The 14295-nt window shown below is 51.0% G+C and carries 19 protein-coding genes and 1 pseudogene; all 20 read right to left on the reverse strand.

Annotated features, from left to right (window positions below):
* Position 1: 1 nt before the first annotated feature.
* Positions 2 to 2032 carry a TIGR04076 family protein gene (locus BWM17_RS08760; protein ID WP_309493547.1) on the reverse strand — a complete coding sequence of 677 codons (2031 nt, stop codon included), beginning with the start codon at positions 2030 to 2032 and terminating at the stop codon, positions 2 to 4.
* A 476-nt stretch (positions 2033 to 2508) separates the two neighbouring features.
* Positions 2509 to 3966 (reverse strand): trimethylamine methyltransferase family protein, encoded by a 1458-nt coding sequence (locus BWM17_RS08765; protein WP_309493548.1) that lies wholly within the window; start codon positions 3964 to 3966, stop codon positions 2509 to 2511.
* Between the two features lie 12 nt (positions 3967 to 3978).
* Positions 3979 to 4629, reverse strand: a complete 651-nt coding sequence (locus tag BWM17_RS08770; RefSeq protein WP_309493549.1) for a corrinoid protein — start codon at positions 4627 to 4629, stop codon at positions 3979 to 3981.
* 254 nt (positions 4630 to 4883) lie between these two features.
* A complete protein-coding gene (locus tag BWM17_RS08775) occupies positions 4884 to 5366 on the reverse strand; it encodes an EMC3/TMCO1 family protein (RefSeq protein WP_309493550.1) in 483 nt (160 codons plus the stop codon).
* A 2-nt stretch (positions 5367 to 5368) separates the two neighbouring features.
* The gene (locus tag BWM17_RS08780) at positions 5369 to 5968 is read right to left on the reverse strand and encodes an adenylate kinase (RefSeq protein ID WP_309493551.1); all 600 of its coding nucleotides are present in this window, start codon (positions 5966 to 5968) and stop codon (positions 5369 to 5371) included.
* Between the two features lie 33 nt (positions 5969 to 6001).
* The gene (gene secY / locus BWM17_RS08785; protein WP_309493552.1) at positions 6002 to 7405 is read right to left on the reverse strand and encodes a preprotein translocase subunit SecY; all 1404 of its coding nucleotides are present in this window, start codon (positions 7403 to 7405) and stop codon (positions 6002 to 6004) included.
* Between the two features lie 16 nt (positions 7406 to 7421).
* Positions 7422 to 7862 (reverse strand): uL15 family ribosomal protein, encoded by a 441-nt coding sequence (locus BWM17_RS08790; RefSeq protein WP_309493553.1) that lies wholly within the window; start codon positions 7860 to 7862, stop codon positions 7422 to 7424.
* A 41-nt stretch (positions 7863 to 7903) separates the two neighbouring features.
* Complete coding sequence (locus BWM17_RS08795; protein WP_309493554.1) at positions 7904 to 8395, reverse strand: 50S ribosomal protein L30; 492 nt, start codon at positions 8393 to 8395, stop codon at positions 7904 to 7906.
* 6 nt (positions 8396 to 8401) lie between these two features.
* Positions 8402 to 9022 (reverse strand): 30S ribosomal protein S5, encoded by a 621-nt coding sequence (locus BWM17_RS08800; protein WP_309493555.1) that lies wholly within the window; start codon positions 9020 to 9022, stop codon positions 8402 to 8404.
* A gap of 125 nt (positions 9023 to 9147) precedes the next feature.
* Complete coding sequence (locus BWM17_RS08805; protein WP_309493556.1) at positions 9148 to 9741, reverse strand: 50S ribosomal protein L18; 594 nt, start codon at positions 9739 to 9741, stop codon at positions 9148 to 9150.
* Complete coding sequence (locus BWM17_RS08810) at positions 9741 to 10199, reverse strand: 50S ribosomal protein L19e (RefSeq protein WP_309493557.1); 459 nt, start codon at positions 10197 to 10199, stop codon at positions 9741 to 9743. The genes BWM17_RS08805 and BWM17_RS08810 overlap by 1 nt, the downstream gene beginning before the upstream one ends.
* A gap of 62 nt (positions 10200 to 10261) precedes the next feature.
* Positions 10262 to 10642 (reverse strand): annotated as a pseudogene (locus BWM17_RS08815) (50S ribosomal protein L32e); the annotation flags it as partial.
* Positions 10643 to 10649: 7 nt separating this feature from the next.
* Positions 10650 to 11195: a 50S ribosomal protein L6 gene (locus BWM17_RS08820; protein WP_309493559.1), complete on the reverse strand. Its 546-nt coding sequence runs from the start codon at positions 11193 to 11195 to the stop codon at positions 10650 to 10652.
* Between the two features lie 13 nt (positions 11196 to 11208).
* Positions 11209 to 11601, reverse strand: a complete 393-nt coding sequence (locus BWM17_RS08825) for a 30S ribosomal protein S8 (RefSeq protein ID WP_309493560.1) — start codon at positions 11599 to 11601, stop codon at positions 11209 to 11211.
* Positions 11602 to 11616: 15 nt separating this feature from the next.
* The gene (locus BWM17_RS08830; protein ID WP_309493561.1) at positions 11617 to 11778 is read right to left on the reverse strand and encodes a 30S ribosomal protein S14; all 162 of its coding nucleotides are present in this window, start codon (positions 11776 to 11778) and stop codon (positions 11617 to 11619) included.
* Positions 11775 to 12329: a 50S ribosomal protein L5 gene (locus BWM17_RS08835; RefSeq protein ID WP_309493562.1), complete on the reverse strand. Its 555-nt coding sequence runs from the start codon at positions 12327 to 12329 to the stop codon at positions 11775 to 11777. Before BWM17_RS08835 ends, BWM17_RS08830 begins: the two co-directional genes overlap by 4 nt.
* Before the next feature lie 5 nt (positions 12330 to 12334).
* Positions 12335 to 13084, reverse strand: coding sequence for a 30S ribosomal protein S4e (locus BWM17_RS08840; protein WP_309493563.1), 750 nt, complete (start codon positions 13082 to 13084; stop codon positions 12335 to 12337).
* The gene (gene rplX, locus BWM17_RS08845) at positions 13077 to 13511 is read right to left on the reverse strand and encodes a 50S ribosomal protein L24 (protein ID WP_309493564.1); all 435 of its coding nucleotides are present in this window, start codon (positions 13509 to 13511) and stop codon (positions 13077 to 13079) included. The genes BWM17_RS08840 and rplX overlap by 8 nt, the downstream gene beginning before the upstream one ends.
* A gap of 14 nt (positions 13512 to 13525) precedes the next feature.
* Positions 13526 to 13963 (reverse strand): 50S ribosomal protein L14, encoded by a 438-nt coding sequence (locus BWM17_RS08850; protein ID WP_309493565.1) that lies wholly within the window; start codon positions 13961 to 13963, stop codon positions 13526 to 13528.
* Positions 13963 to 14295, reverse strand: a complete 333-nt coding sequence (locus BWM17_RS08855; RefSeq protein WP_309493566.1) for a 30S ribosomal protein S17 — start codon at positions 14293 to 14295, stop codon at positions 13963 to 13965. The genes BWM17_RS08850 and BWM17_RS08855 overlap by 1 nt, the downstream gene beginning before the upstream one ends.

Below are 14295 nucleotides of genomic sequence, written 5' to 3' on the forward strand. Positions count from 1 at the left end.
TTTAGCTGTGTATTTCTAAGTCCACCGGCTTCAGTTCTTCTGTGTCCGTGAGGCCGAACTCGGTTATCTTGTAGGTTGGGATGAGGGGGTAGGCCATGAACGCTAGGGTGAGGAAGGGCGCCCTTATGGTGCAGCCTAAGGTCCTAGTGGCTTCCACCGTCTTCTCCATCTCCACGGCTACCTCTTCAATGGGTTTTTCCGAAAGGATGCCCAATATCGGCAGTTGCATTTCGCTGAGGATTTTGCCTCCGTCCACGACCACAAATCCTCCGTTCATTTCCTTTATCCTGTTAACGGCTCTTGCCATGTCTGCGTCGTTGGTTCCCACCACGATGATGTTCTCAGGGACTGGAGCGTAGGATTCGCCTATGGCACCCCTCTTAAGGTTGAAGCCTTTGATGAAGGCTTTCCCCATCAACCCAGACCCTTTATGCCTCTCGACCAAAGCCACCTTCAGAACATCGTTGTCGACATCGGGCATGATGAGCCCATTGCTGACCTTCAGTTTAGCGGTTTTCCTCTCGGAAATAAGCGAGCCGTCCACAACACCTATTACTCTCACTTCAACTTCACCTGAGGATTTTGTCTTTATTTCAAAATCCTCCGGGCGGAAGTCTCGGGGGAGGTTGAAGGTTTTCCTCATGAAATCCGGGTAAACCGGAGTTTTAATCTCGCCTGTGAAGCGCCCTTTCTCAGCCACGACCTTCCCGTTGGCTATGACCAACTCCGCCCTGAAATCGGAGAGGTCGTTGACGATGACTATGTCGGCGATCTTACCTTGGGCAATGCTCCCTATCTCCTTGTCTACCTTAAAGTACTCCGCAGCGTTTATTGTAGCCATTTGGACAGCGACAACGGGGTCTAGCCCCAGCTTCACCGATTTCCTGATCTTATAGTCCAAGTGCCCGTACTTCGTGAGGTCCACAGGGTCCTCTTCGTCGGTGCAGAACATGAAATGCCGCGGATCCACCTTATGCTCTGTCACGGCCTTGATCACATTAGCCAAGTCCGTGGCCGCAGACCCTTCCCTCACCATGATCTTTAAGCCAAGCCTCACTTTCTCCAACGCCTCCTCCGCAGCCACGGATTCATGGTCTGAAGAGGGGCCGAAGGCCATGTAGGAGGCTAGGTTTCTCCCCGAAAGCTCGCAGGCGTGACCTACCACTATCTTATTCTCCCGCAGAGTTTTTCGTATCAAATCCCTGACAGCTGGGTCAGAGAGGGTGGGCGCTTGAACCTCGCACAAGGCGACGGTGGGCCCCCATCCGATCATGATGGACAACTCATCCGGGGTAACTTTGTCCGTGTTTCCCAAGGGGTTGTTCTGCAGATACGCCAACAGCGGCACATTGAAGAGGATTTTGAGAGGAGTACCCTGAGACTCGGCTAAGGCAAACTTGATAGCTTCCACCCCAGCCACAGCGCCGTATTCGTAAAAGTCGCTGGCAGTGGCGGTTGTGCCTCTGGGCAGCAAGGCCTTGGCAAGGTTTGACATGGTCAAATGCGTTCCAGCCACATGGTAATGAGTGTCAATCAGCCCCGGCACCAGATATTTACCTTTGGCGTCGATGATCCTTGTTTTCTCGCCTACGAGGTCATCCAGTTTTTCGTCGATCATGGCTATTCTTTCCCCGTAAACAGCTACGCTGGTTTCGTAGATTTCAGCCGTGTGAACGTTCACCAGTTTTCCGTTCTTAACTACGATGTCCGCCTTCAAACCCTTGTCCAGCAACAGATCCGACAGCTTAGACCTTGCATCGTAGACCTCTTCCCCGGTCTCCGGCCAGACTTCAAACCACACGGGATTTCGGCCGTCGGGGCACACCAGCAGATACTTGCCCTTCTTGTCGAAGGTAAAGGGAGCCTTCCACCCCAACCCGAAGATAATGTTCCAGAAAGCCACCAGAGCGCTGGGGCATAAGCCTCCGTGGATTTTTTCATCCTCATCGATCAGGAACTCGTGGCCTACTTCATGCCCTGCATGACAGTAGCCTTGTTTCTTAACAACCTTCAGTCTGACTTTCCGAAGCAATTTAAACCCTCCTTAATTAAGCTGATTTTTGACTTTTTAAAATTTATGCATTTAATTTCTCAACTGCCAGTTGGTTCGCTCCACAGCCCCTCCTTTCCGCTAAAAAGAAAAATAGCCTAAAACAATTCTGTCACAAGGCAAGACTTCCCAGCTTCCCTTGGGCGGGCAGATGTTATGGAATGCATCTTCAAGCATGATGACAGTTGCATGATCTGCGAGGCTCATAGGCTACACGGCAGACCCATCGCCTATGTAAGGGATGAAACTCATAAAGCCGAGTTCTGCCGTAAGGGACGGTTCCGCGAATGCCCAGTGTACATTGAGGCTAGGGAGAACCCGCTTGCCTGCAGTTTCACCCCATGCCATCACCATATCTACTACCCACACTACCTTTGCGTCTCGAAATATCTGAAATTAGTGAAAACCGAGCTACGCCACAATAGAGTTTAGGAGGCCTAAGTCCTTTACCCGTGCTCCTAGCTATGTTTTCGCTCTGCGGCTTTCACTATTTCCCTTATTTTGGCTTGAGCTTCTTTGTCCAAAGGTTCAGGTTGATGGACGGACAGAATTTCTTTGACTTTTTCCTTCGCCACTTGGAAGAGGTCTTTGCCTCCGCCCTGTTCCCATTCTTCTCTGGTGGTTCTGTCGCTGAGCTGGGGCATCCATTGTTCCTGTCGGAAGTATTTTTTGGTGTGCTTGTGCTTTATGAAGTTCCCTCCGATGCCGATTTCTTTGATGATGTCTACGGCGAGCGTATCCTCGTTTACCTCGATGCCTTGCAGTATTCTTCCCGCCAGTTCACATATTTCATGGTTTAACAGTATCTGCGGATAGCTTGAAGCCAAGAGGCTGTCCACCCACCCGGATAACGCTCCATGGACGACATCAGCTCCGGACAGGGTTGAAAAGAGGATGCTGGCAGCTTTCTCAAAGCCGGCTTGAATGTCGGAGATTTTAGATTCAGTGGCTCCCGCGGTTCCTATGTAGGGTACATCGTAGTAGCGGGCTAGTTGCGCCGACGCAGCCACCATCAGAGGCATCTCAGGCCCTCCGGAGGCAAAGCAAGCGTATCTCTGGTCGAGAACAGCGGCGAAGGAGCCTATCAGCGTACGTGTCCCCGCCCGAGTTGCCTGAGCCAACGTCAACCCGGCTAGAAGCTCAGCGTTCTGCACGACAAGCGTACCCGCCAAGGTAGCCGGCGCTGTCCCTCCGGCTTGGGGCAGCGTCCAAACGGTTACCGGGAGGCCTTCTTTGCTGAATTCCACGATGCCGCCTGCTACGCCATCCCCTATTATCAGGGGAGAGGTGAGGGATTCCTGACAGCTTAAGATAGGCTTTTTCCGAAGCTCGGCTTCACCGCCGACGACAGCCTCGCACATCTTGATGATGTCCCTCGCCCCTTCCGCATCGTAGGTGTCGGCTATGAGGTGTTTTCCCGTATTATTCAGCAGCGTCTCCACGATGTATCGGTCTGCAATTATCCCCGGTATATCTTGGGGAATAGCCTCGGTCATGACCATGTGAGGGTATTTTAGGGCGTCGAGAATCCTGATGATGTTGGCCAGGTCTTCCCGGCTGGTGGGCCTGCGTCTCCCCGTGTCCATGTCTAAAATGTTGGGGGCTCCGTAACCGTTCACCAAGTAAACCTGACGGGTTCCAAGCGTTACCTCGTTCTTCGGACTTCTTCCATAGAGGGTAAACCGGTGAGGCGCCTTCTTTACCATCTCCTTAACAATGTGGGAGGAAATCCTCACCACTTGCTTTTGAAAGTCAACTTCAGCGCCCACGCCGCTCATGATCTTAAGAGCTTCTTCATTTTCTATTCTCATGCCAACTGTTTCAAGAACCTCCAAAGTGGCTTGGTGAATGTCGTAGACCTCTTCGCTGCTCAGAGGCTCGACCACCCGTCCATACAGAGGTCTTATTCCCTGCATCTTCACTCCTCCTTACTCAGCGCCTAAAAGACGTTTAGCAACCTCCACTGCATGCACAGCGTCTCTTCCATAGCCGTCTGCGCCTGCTTCTTCTGTCCATTCCGGTGTGATGGGGGCTCCGCCTAGAATAACCTTGACCTTGTCGCGGAGTCCAGCTTTTTTCAGCTCTTCGACGACTTCCCGTTGCTTCGGCTTGGTGGTGGTCATGAGGGCGGAGAGCCCTAAAATGTCAGGTTTAATCTCGCCCACTTTCTGAACGATGACGCTGCTGGGGATGTCTATTCCTAAATCAACAACTTCAAACCCCGAGGCTGCAAGCATGGTCGCCACAATGCTTTTGCCAATGTCGTGAATGTCGCCTTCCACCGTGGCTATGAGCAGTTTTCCTTTTTTGGCAACAGCTTCCCCGGCGAGAAGATGAGGTGTAACCACTTCGGTGCCAGCCTTCATGGCCTCACCGGCCATCGCCAAATCCGTGAGAAACATTTCCCTCCTTCCAAAAGCATCCCCCACATATCTGACGCCTTTAGCCAAGCCTTCTTCCAGTATTTTTAAGGGGTCTATTTTCTGTTCAAGGGCCTTCTTCACTAGGTCGACGGTTTTTTCCGCGTCGCCTTCCACAACAGTTTGGCTGATTTCTTCCAGAATTTCTTTCTCACCCAATGATAGCCACCTCATGTTTTTCAAATGTTGCGGGTTTTTTATATATGTGGACTGTTAGGAATATTTAACATAATCGGTAACAGCGCCTCGCTTCGCCCATTGTGCGCCTTCAAGCCGAAGATTTTCTTCAAATAATTGAAAAACGGATGATTTCTCGGTCGAGCATTGTTATTATGAAGAGGACATTACAATATGTGGTGGCCTTAAGACTTTTTAGGCTGGGGATGATAGCGTTTACGAAGTAAACTCCGCGGTCAAGTGGTGTAAGTTCTGAAAAGCCGGCTTATGGGAAGGTTGAGGGATATAGCTGATAGAAAGTACCAAATCCAGAAGGTTAGCTCAGTCTTATCAGGTCCCACTGCCCCGTAGGGAATGGGGACAGGAGAATAAGCAACCACGGTAGTTCCGATAAAGCGGAGTAACACCCAGTAGATAACTAAGAAGGGTATGGTTGTGAGAAGCATGACTTTAGACTGCTGGCCCATGACTTGGGAGGAGTCCTTCATCATCAGCCTCTGTTTTCTCTGAAGCTTCGCCAAAGTCCTTTTATCTCCTTTTTTCCTAGCTTCAGCCATCTGCTTCCTGAGCTCGCTCATCTGCGACCTCATTTCCCTTACTTTTTCAAAGTCTACAAATTTCCTCTGAACCAGCGAAGACGTAAGGGCTAAGGTTAGCGATAAACCCATGATGGCGAAGGTCAACAGAGGTATGGGGTAGAGGTCTCCTCCAAAGCCCACGGCTATCCCCCCAGTGCTTCGATCATATTCAAAATTTTTTCAGCCGCCTTCGCGGCTTCCCCGGGTGGATTTTCTACTATTCCCAAGGGGGCTCCGGAGAGGAGGGAGCATCCGGAGGCTAATGTTCTGGACAAGTGAATTTCGAACTCCACCTCCTCGGCCACAGCTTTATCCCTCATCCTTCCGGAAGAATCTCTCATCCTCCTAGCTTTAATCTCTTCTGGAGAGGCTTCAATCAAAACTATAAGGGAAGGTTGGAGGATGGAGATAATATGGCTTGGAACGCCGGGAAGATAGCCTGAAGGCGTTTTAACCATCATGTGAGTGTCGACGACGAGGACACCGTTCTCCATGGATGAGCTTCTCCGCAGAATTTCTTCAGCCGCCATTTTTTGAAGCTTATGCTGGAAGGCTAGAGAGCTTTTTCTCATATCGTCCCTGTGCATACTGGCTTTCTCCTTTTCAGCCATCTCCACCATGACGGTTCCGTAGTTCACAACTTTCAAGGGAAGGCCTCGCCGGCCAGCTTGTTTTTCTAACTCGTTTAGCACCGTGGTCTTTCCTACTCCCGGCAGTCCGACGGCGATGATTCTGCTTCCCACGGCTTTTTCACCCTATTTAGATTGGCCCTGTTTTTAACCTCTTCCCAGAAGCCGGCTTAATCCTGGGTACATTTCCTCGATCCTCTCTTTCGCCAGCAGCTGATAATACTGCCATATGATGCTTGTAGTCAGCAATATGCCTATGCCGGTTCCGAAGGGGTTGAAAAAGTTGGCTACAGCGGCTATCAACCCGACGCTCAGCCCGCTTAACACCGTCATGACAGGGATATACCTGTCGAGAACCTCCCTGATAGGTTGTTCACTCCGCCTGAAGCCGGGAATCTGCACCCCTGAACCTATGAGCTGCTTCGCCACATCCCTTGAAGTCATTCCGGTAAGTTCAACCCACAGTTTGGCGAAAACAACGCATATTCCCGCAAATAAAACTGTGTAGACCAAGGCTCTTAAAGGGTCCAGCATTACAGCTTGCAGGTTTCCGGGAGGAGTTAGAAAGTAGACGATACCCCCGGTGGGCTGCCCGGTTACTGCGTCGACTCTCCCCAAGATCTCTGCGAGGAAACTGTTGGGGAAGCGGCTTGATAAGATAGAGGATATAAAATATACATTGGCGAAGAGAGCGGAAGCTAAGATCACGGGTATGACGGAGACGTAGAAGAACTTGATGGGGTAGCTCCCCCGGAAGCCTCGGAACCGCGCGTGGGAAATGGGCACATCAACCCGGATGCCTTCTGCGTATATCAAAATGACGAAGATGACGAGCATGGAGATGAAGCCTACCATGTCCGGAAGCCCCATGGGCCGGATGAGCGTGGCTTGAACGTTGTTAGCCATAATGGACTGAAAGAACGCCAAGATCGCCCCCACAAGATACCCGTCTCCAGCAGGACCTATGGGGGCGAAAGAACTCCAGTAGATCGATTTGGTGACACCTGCCACGATGAAGAGGCTGATTCCGCTCCCGAGCCCCCAGCCCTTTTGGACAAGCTCGTCTAAGAGGATCAATATTATGCCGGCGACCAGCAGTTGGAAGAAGACAAGAAGGGCTATTGAAGTCGAGAGGGGACCGTACATTCCTCCGAGGATGAAGACTGCCGCCTGAAAGCCGAACATGATGATGGCTAGAACCTTGTTCGCAGCTGCGAACACCGCTCTATCTCGGGCCTTGGAACGGTCGATCTGGATTATTTTTGACCCTGCGAGCAATTGAAGGATTAAGCCGGCGGTGACAATGGGGCCTATTCCAAGCTCCATGAGGGTGCCTCTTTCAGACGCGAAGATCACCCTCATCATAGCGAAGGGGTCGCCTTCAAGCCCCGCAATGCCGTATAAGGGGATCTCAGCCATGATCAGATAGATTATGACTGCGGAGGCAGTCCAGAATATTTTCTCTTTAAACTGTACTTTGCGCGTAGGTTTTTCTACTTCAGGAATTACCCGAGCCAGACTGGCAAAAGCTTCAAGCCCTCTTCCAGCCATCTTCCCTGTGCCTCTTCTATCCCTTGACCTTTATGAGAGCTCCTCCAGCATCGACGATCTTCTTCTCAGCGGCCTTGGACCAGTAGGGTGCCTTCACCACGAGAGGCCGGTTAACCTTGCCTTCTCCCAAGATTTTCTCATAGCCTAGATTTAAAAGGTCCACCTCAACCTTTTCTCCGTCGGCCTTCAGCTTCCCTTCAGCCAGCAGGTCTTCCACCATCAGCCCCAGTTCCCCCACGTTTAAAGCCCTCAGCTGGCCGCGGCCTGTGGGGCAGCGGAAGCCCTTTTTACTGAAATATTCAGGCTCATATTTGACCACGTAAGTCCAACCATGCTTGTGGAGACCCGCCTTACCGCGCCCTCCTTTCATGCCGTGTTTTCGATGTTGACCTACTTGTCCCCATCCGTGGGTTCTTGACCCTCGAAGCTTTCTGGTTTTCCTGAGCTTATGCGGCATGTTTTCCACACCCATTGAAGCCTAGACTATATAGGAGGTGATCAGATCATCCTCGCTATGAGCTTGTTTATCAACTCACCCCGGTAGCCGAGTTCACCGCCTTCCGCAAAAGCCTTCTTCAGGGATTTTTTAAAACCTTTGGAGGGCGGATGAAGGCGGAAAACAGGTTTAACGCCCTTGAGGTCTTTAAGCTTTAACCTGCCTAAAGAAAGTTCTTCGGCAGCCTTTTTGAAGGACGAGAAGCCGATTTTTTTCAAGTATGCTTCAGTCAGTTTTCGGCCTCCTTCGATTTCTCCCCGCTTTTTCAGGAGGTGGAGAATAGTCTGTGGAGAGGCTTCGCCCCACGTTAGATGGTCTTTTGCTTTCTTAAGCATTCCCAGATAGGTCGGCGTGGAGGGGACCAGTGTGGCATGATTCGGCCTGAGCAGGTGGAGCATGGATAGGGTATCTTTGACGTCGCCCCGCACGTTGACAGTTCCTCTTACCCTGACCACAGCTAAGCATTTTTTCTCCGCTTCCTCCTTAGCCGGCATCTTCCGTCACCTAGTCCAGTCTTGGGGGGCCACCGTCTTGTAGGTGTTCCGCAAAGCATAGTATACAGCATAAGCTAGGGAGGAGGTAGTCTTGGTGGAGCCGAAGCTTCTGGACCAGCAGTCTTTTATTCCGCTGAGGCGAAGGATGGTGGCGGTGGTTTCATTGGCCACTATTCCCAGCCCTCGAGGGCCGGGTATCAGTTCAACCCTGACACTTCCACACTTACCCACGGTTTTGAAGGGAAGGGAGTGGGGTTGATGGCAGGCGCATTCCCAGCTTCCACAGCCCCTTCTCACGGGGGTGATGTTCAACTTGGCGTACATGGTTGCTTTTTCAATGGCTCCCCTGATCTGCTTAGCTTTACCAGAGTCGACGCCTATATAGCCGTCTTCGTTCCCCACAGCTACAACGACTTTAAACCTAGACTGCTCCCCTGCGTCGGTCTGCTTTTGAACGATGCTCATGGACAAAACCTCTTGGCGGAGGTTGGGCATAAGCCTGTCTACGATTTCAGTTTCCTGAATCCTCAGGCCTTGGGCGAAGATCTCATCTAATGAGACGATCTTTCCTTCGAGGACCATTCTACCCAGTTTCGTCTTAGGAACCCACTCAACCTCAGCTGACAAGCCTATTCTTCCTCGACAGCTCCTCGATTCTCGGCTGAATTACAGCTCCTCCGGGTTTTCCAACGGAGCTGATGCAGATGGTAAAAAATGAAGGGATATAAAGCTTCCGTGAAGAAACCCTCTTTCTAGCCTTGACTAAAAGCTTTTCGAATGTTCTCTTTTACATCCTGAAAATGTTTCGCCAAGTCTTCAGGCGTTAACCCCTTAGCCAGATATTGGGAAAAAAACCGGCTCCGTTGCTCCGGGTCCGTTAGGCTCCGCCAGTGTTCGGCCACATGCTCTCCGGTAATTCGCTCCTCGCTGGGCAGTACATCCGAGTCGCAGCTGACTTCTACTCCTGCATCCAGCAAGCCTTTGAGGCCTGCGTAGATCTTAGACCCTTTCACCGGCTTCTTCACCCCCGCGTCCAGCACAGCCTTCTCGATTCCTTTTCTTTTAGCTTTTAACCCCGCCAGAAACCCTGTGAGGTAGGCTGCGGGCATGTTTCCGCAGGGAGCCTTCCATCCGTAGTCCCTGACCAGCTCTTGGGAGGCAGCGGAGACGAGAACCCGGTCCCCATTCATTGCAGCCTCAACAAACTGAGCTAAAGAATTGGAGAGAGAACATCGGAATACGAACCTCGTCAAACCGGAGGCAATAAGCTCCTTCCTTCGACGGTAGTCTGTTTTCGCTTCCCTGCGTCTGCGGAAAGCCACCTGGTAAGCCGGTCCCCGAGCCATTATCTAAGCTTCCTCCTCAAAAGCCCTGAGGACTCCAAGTAGCGCATGAGGTGAGACGAATTTTTGAAGGCACCGCCCTTGGCCATCATGTACACTTTGCGATAATGGGCCCCTGTCAAAACCTTAGCCTCTTTCAGGGCCTTAAGCCGACGCCTTATAGCCCTGATGGTATTGATCCACCGACGCTTACTGGGAAGCCGGCTTCCCTTGGAGCCTTCGCGGCTTCCGGGGCCTTTCCTTCTCCCAAGCCGCCTTTTCCTACGGAGGGCAACAGCCCGACCTCGGCTTACACCTTTTTCCGGGCGGGCTCGAATGACACCCCGTCGAATAAGCCTCTCTATTTCCCTTCTGGTTATAGCTGTCTGAACAGCGTCCACTTTTTCCGGGTCTATCCAAACCCTGTTTTCTCCGACCTTAAGGACTTTGGCAGCGAGCATTCTCTGACTTTTAAGGTTCACGGGGAAGCCTCCTCTTCGCTCTGACTTTTTTCTTTGATGGACTGAGCCTTTTTAGGTAAGGAGGGATTCAGCACCTTCAAACCTAATTTTTCCGCTTCCTTAATTATCTCCGCTCTTTTTCTCCCGCCGACTCCTCGGGCTATTCTCACAGTCTGACTTTCAGCATCCAACCTTTTGAGGCCCTCAACCCTGTGAACCAAGACCTCTGAAAGCCCTGAAGGGTGAAGGCCTCGGATGGATTTCGGCACTCTGAATCCCGCGGTGGGCGAGGTAGGTCTGCCCTTTTTTTTAAGCCTCATCTTACTGTCTATGCCTTTGGGTTTCCTCCAGCCTGTCTCGATGCGTTTATACCTCCAACTTTCCTCCCTGCGGAAGACAGGCTTGTTTCCTCTGAACTTTTTTATCATCTTAACTTTTTGAGCGATGCTTTCAGACTTTTTCATCAACCGTTCAGCTTCCTTTCTTTTTCTCGTAGATGTAGATGCCGTCGAGGAAGACTCTTGGGTCTTTCTTCCTTATCTTGGTGGCTTGCTGAATGTTGGCGGCTGTTTGACTTACATCCTCCAAGCTTAAGCCCTGAATTTCAATGTCATCTCCTTTTATGGAGATTTTGACGTCTCCAACGATCTTCGCCACCCGAGCGCTTCTTTCTCCGATGAAGTTTTCAATCAAAACCTTTTTCCCGGAAACTTTGATGGTCATGGGGAAGTGGGAGGAAACCAGTTTAAGCTTGTAAGTGAAACCTTTGGTAACACCTTCCACCATGTTTTTCACACTGGATGCCACTGTTCCAACCAAAGCCTTTTCAGTTTTCCCAGCCCAGAAGCAGCGAACCGCCAGCTTATTGTCGAAGATTTCCAACTGAACCGGGGTATGGGAGAAGTCTTTTTTCAGCTCTCCAAGCGGCCCTTTTACGAAGAGGAGTTTTCCTTCAAGACTGGCGGTTACCCCTTCAGGGAATTCGACGATTCTTTCCTCCAGCGGAACGCGAACCATGGAATCAACCTTCCTAGTAGACGTAAGCGAGCAGTTTGCCTCCTACATGTTTTTCCAGCATTTCCTTATGAGAGAGAATTCCTTGAGGCGTGGAGACGATGAGGATGCCGATGTCCCGGGAAGGCAGATACCTCTCCTCAAAGCGCTCTAAGTCCTTTACCTTAACCGGGTGCCGGGGCTTTATAACCCCGCACTTGTTTATCCTGCCAAGAAGCTGAACTCTGAACTTACCTCCCCGGCCGTCGTCGATGAATTCGAATTCACCGATGTAGCCATGCTGCTGCATCACCTTCAGAATTCCACCTATGAGTTTTGAAGCTGGCTTAAGGAGGCATTCCCGCTTGTTACGAATTTCGTTGTTGTAGATGCTTGAAAGACTGTCCGCCAGAGGGTCTTGAAGAGTCAACTTCAGCTGTCTCCTTCAGCAATATTTTTTGAAGCCAAGTTTAGGGGCTATCTCCCTGAAGCATTGCCGGCAGAGATAAAGTCCCAACGTTCGGACGGTAGGCCCGTAGGCTCCGCATCGATGGCAGGGCCGGCTTCCTTTCCCGAATTTTCTCTCTTTTTTAGGCTTAATCTTCAAGCAGGACCACCTTTCACAACTTCCACTCCGTAAGCTTCTCTGATGAAACACATGGCTTCTTCGGGTGTAACTCTATGCTTAGATCCGACTTGGGACCTGGCTCTTTTCTTGACTTTAACCCTATAGCCCGGCTTGCTGAGGGTGGCGCAGACGTTCATGCCCACCACGCCCAATTCGGGATCATATCTTACGCCGGGAATTTCGATATGTTCCTTTATGCCAAAGGCAAAGTTTCCATCCTCATCAAAAGCAGACGCCGGTAGCTTGTTTCCTATTGCTGAGAAGGCTTTAGTCAGAAACTCTACAGCTTTCTGTTTTCGAAGCGTGACCACAGCAGCTATGGGCTCGCCTCTTCTAATCCCAAAGTCTTTGATGGTTTTTCTAGCCGGTCGAAGAATGGGTTTTTGACCTGTGAGCTGCTCTAGAATTTTGCTGGCCTTCTCCAAGGGTTCGCCGGATTTCCCAGTGCAAATGTTCACCGTTACTTTCTCAATCCTAGGCTTCGTCATAGGATTTCTCGACCATTTTTCGAAGAAAACTTCGCAGGGCATAAGGGTCAGCTTCCTCCTAGGGTTATCAAAGGCTTATCTTCCCCAACCACCATGACATACTGGGCGGGGGAACTGAACTCACCTTCGCTCCCCTTCACCTTCACCATGCTTGGAATGGTGGGGGAGGGTTTTTCCACAGCGGCTATGACTCCATGTTTTCCGATGTTTTTCCCTCCGACGATAAGCCCGTACATTCCTTTTCCAAATTTCAAATGAGCTAGAATCTCTCTTTTGGCCAAGCTTAGTTGAAGGACATCCCAGACTTTGTAAACGTCCTCTTCAGGGTTATTCGGGTTTTCCACCTTCACAAGTAAGGTGCGGCCGTCGTGAAGTGCCAGCTGAATATGTCCTCCTTTGACCGTGACTTTATCCTCAATCCTGCAAAGTTTGAAGGCTTTCTCCTCCTCCGGTATTTCTTGAAGCCTTAAAATCTTGTGGGGGTCTGGAACTACCCTGTAGGCCTTGCGAATGTCAGGAATTTCCAAAAGGTCCATTAAGCCTAGGTGAAAGCCTTTATCCCTTCTTATTTTGCCGTCCACCTTCACTTTACCCTCTGCCAGTATGACCTCCGCCTCTCGGCTTGTCTTGGCAAGTTTCAGAATGTCTCGCACAGCTATGAGGAGAGGTATGCTTCGACTCCCAGGGTGAGGGCCAGGAATAGGCCTCACAGTCCAAACTTTCTCCTTCTTGGGAATAGGCCAGAAGGCAGGTGAAGCAAGCCTTTTCAGATGCACATCAGCGCCTTTTTTAGCCACTCTCTCCGCCTCCCTGCTTTTTTTTCTCTTCCATTTCCTCAGCCTCTAATCCAGCCTCTTTTAGACTCGCTCCCAAGCTAAGCCTCTGGCTTCTCCATTTGTCCTCGAGGTTAAGCTTGGTGATTAGGAGATTGGAGGGGGCGATGGGAACATGCACCGTTGTGCCGTCGGCTTTTTCCTTCGTCACCCCGTCCACCGTTACCCTTAACCTTTTGAGGTCAACTTTTGTAACCTTTCCTTCCATCCCCTTGTAGTCTCCTCGAAGAATCTTGACGGTGTCTCCTTTCCGAAGAGGGAGGGCTCTCTTTCCATATTTCTCCATCAGGCTTAGGCTTAGGTGCGCCGACATAAGCTTGCGTCTTTTGTGTAAGGGCGCAGTCCACATGGCCTTTCTCTGCTTGGACGGCTTCGCTGAAACCAAGGTCATTCTAGGCACTCCTTCTAGATCACCATGCTGGAAAGACTGGCTATTCGAGGCCACCTTTCAGCTGCCTCTTTGGCAACAGGCCCCCGGATCTCTGTTCCCTTCAACTCTCCTTCAGGAGTCATGACCACGGCGGCGTTGTCCTCAAACTGAACCACCAACCCGTCGCTGCGACGGAAAGGCATCCGCTGCCTTATGACCACCGCGGGGAAAATCTGCTTCCTCATTTCAGGCGACCCTTTTCTGACTGAGACGTAGATCATGTCACCTACTTTGGCAGAGGGAGACCTTCGAAGTCTGCCCTTGTATCCTACTACTTGGACTATTCTCAACTCCTTAGCCCCTGTGTTGTCGGCGCATCGGATGATAGCCCCGGTGGGTAGTCCGCGGGAGATTCTAGGACGATACTCTATGACTCCTCTGGCGCTTACAGCCCTTGTCCTAGGAACCGGCATTACCCTTCAGCCTCCGACCTTTTCTCCACCACCACAAAGGAAACAGTCTTACTCAAAGAGCGGCATTCAGCGATCTTCACCAAGTCTCCCGCCTTGGCTAAGATGCAGGGCGGATTGTGAGCGGGTATCTTACTTCGCCTCCTTTCAAACCTCATATATTTTGGAACATAGTGAGAATAATCCCGCTGGATCACCACGGTTTTGTTCATCTTAGAGCTTACTACCCTTCCTTCCAAAATCCTCTGTCTCACGGAAAGCGTCCCATGGAAGGGGCAGTTGCGGTCGTCGCATTTTTGCTTTGGAGCCTTAACAGGAAGCCCTATGTTTCTCAT

The organism is Candidatus Hecatella orcuttiae (assembly GCF_002009985.1).
Lineage (GTDB): Archaea > Thermoproteota > Bathyarchaeia > Hecatellales > Hecatellaceae > Hecatella > Hecatella orcuttiae.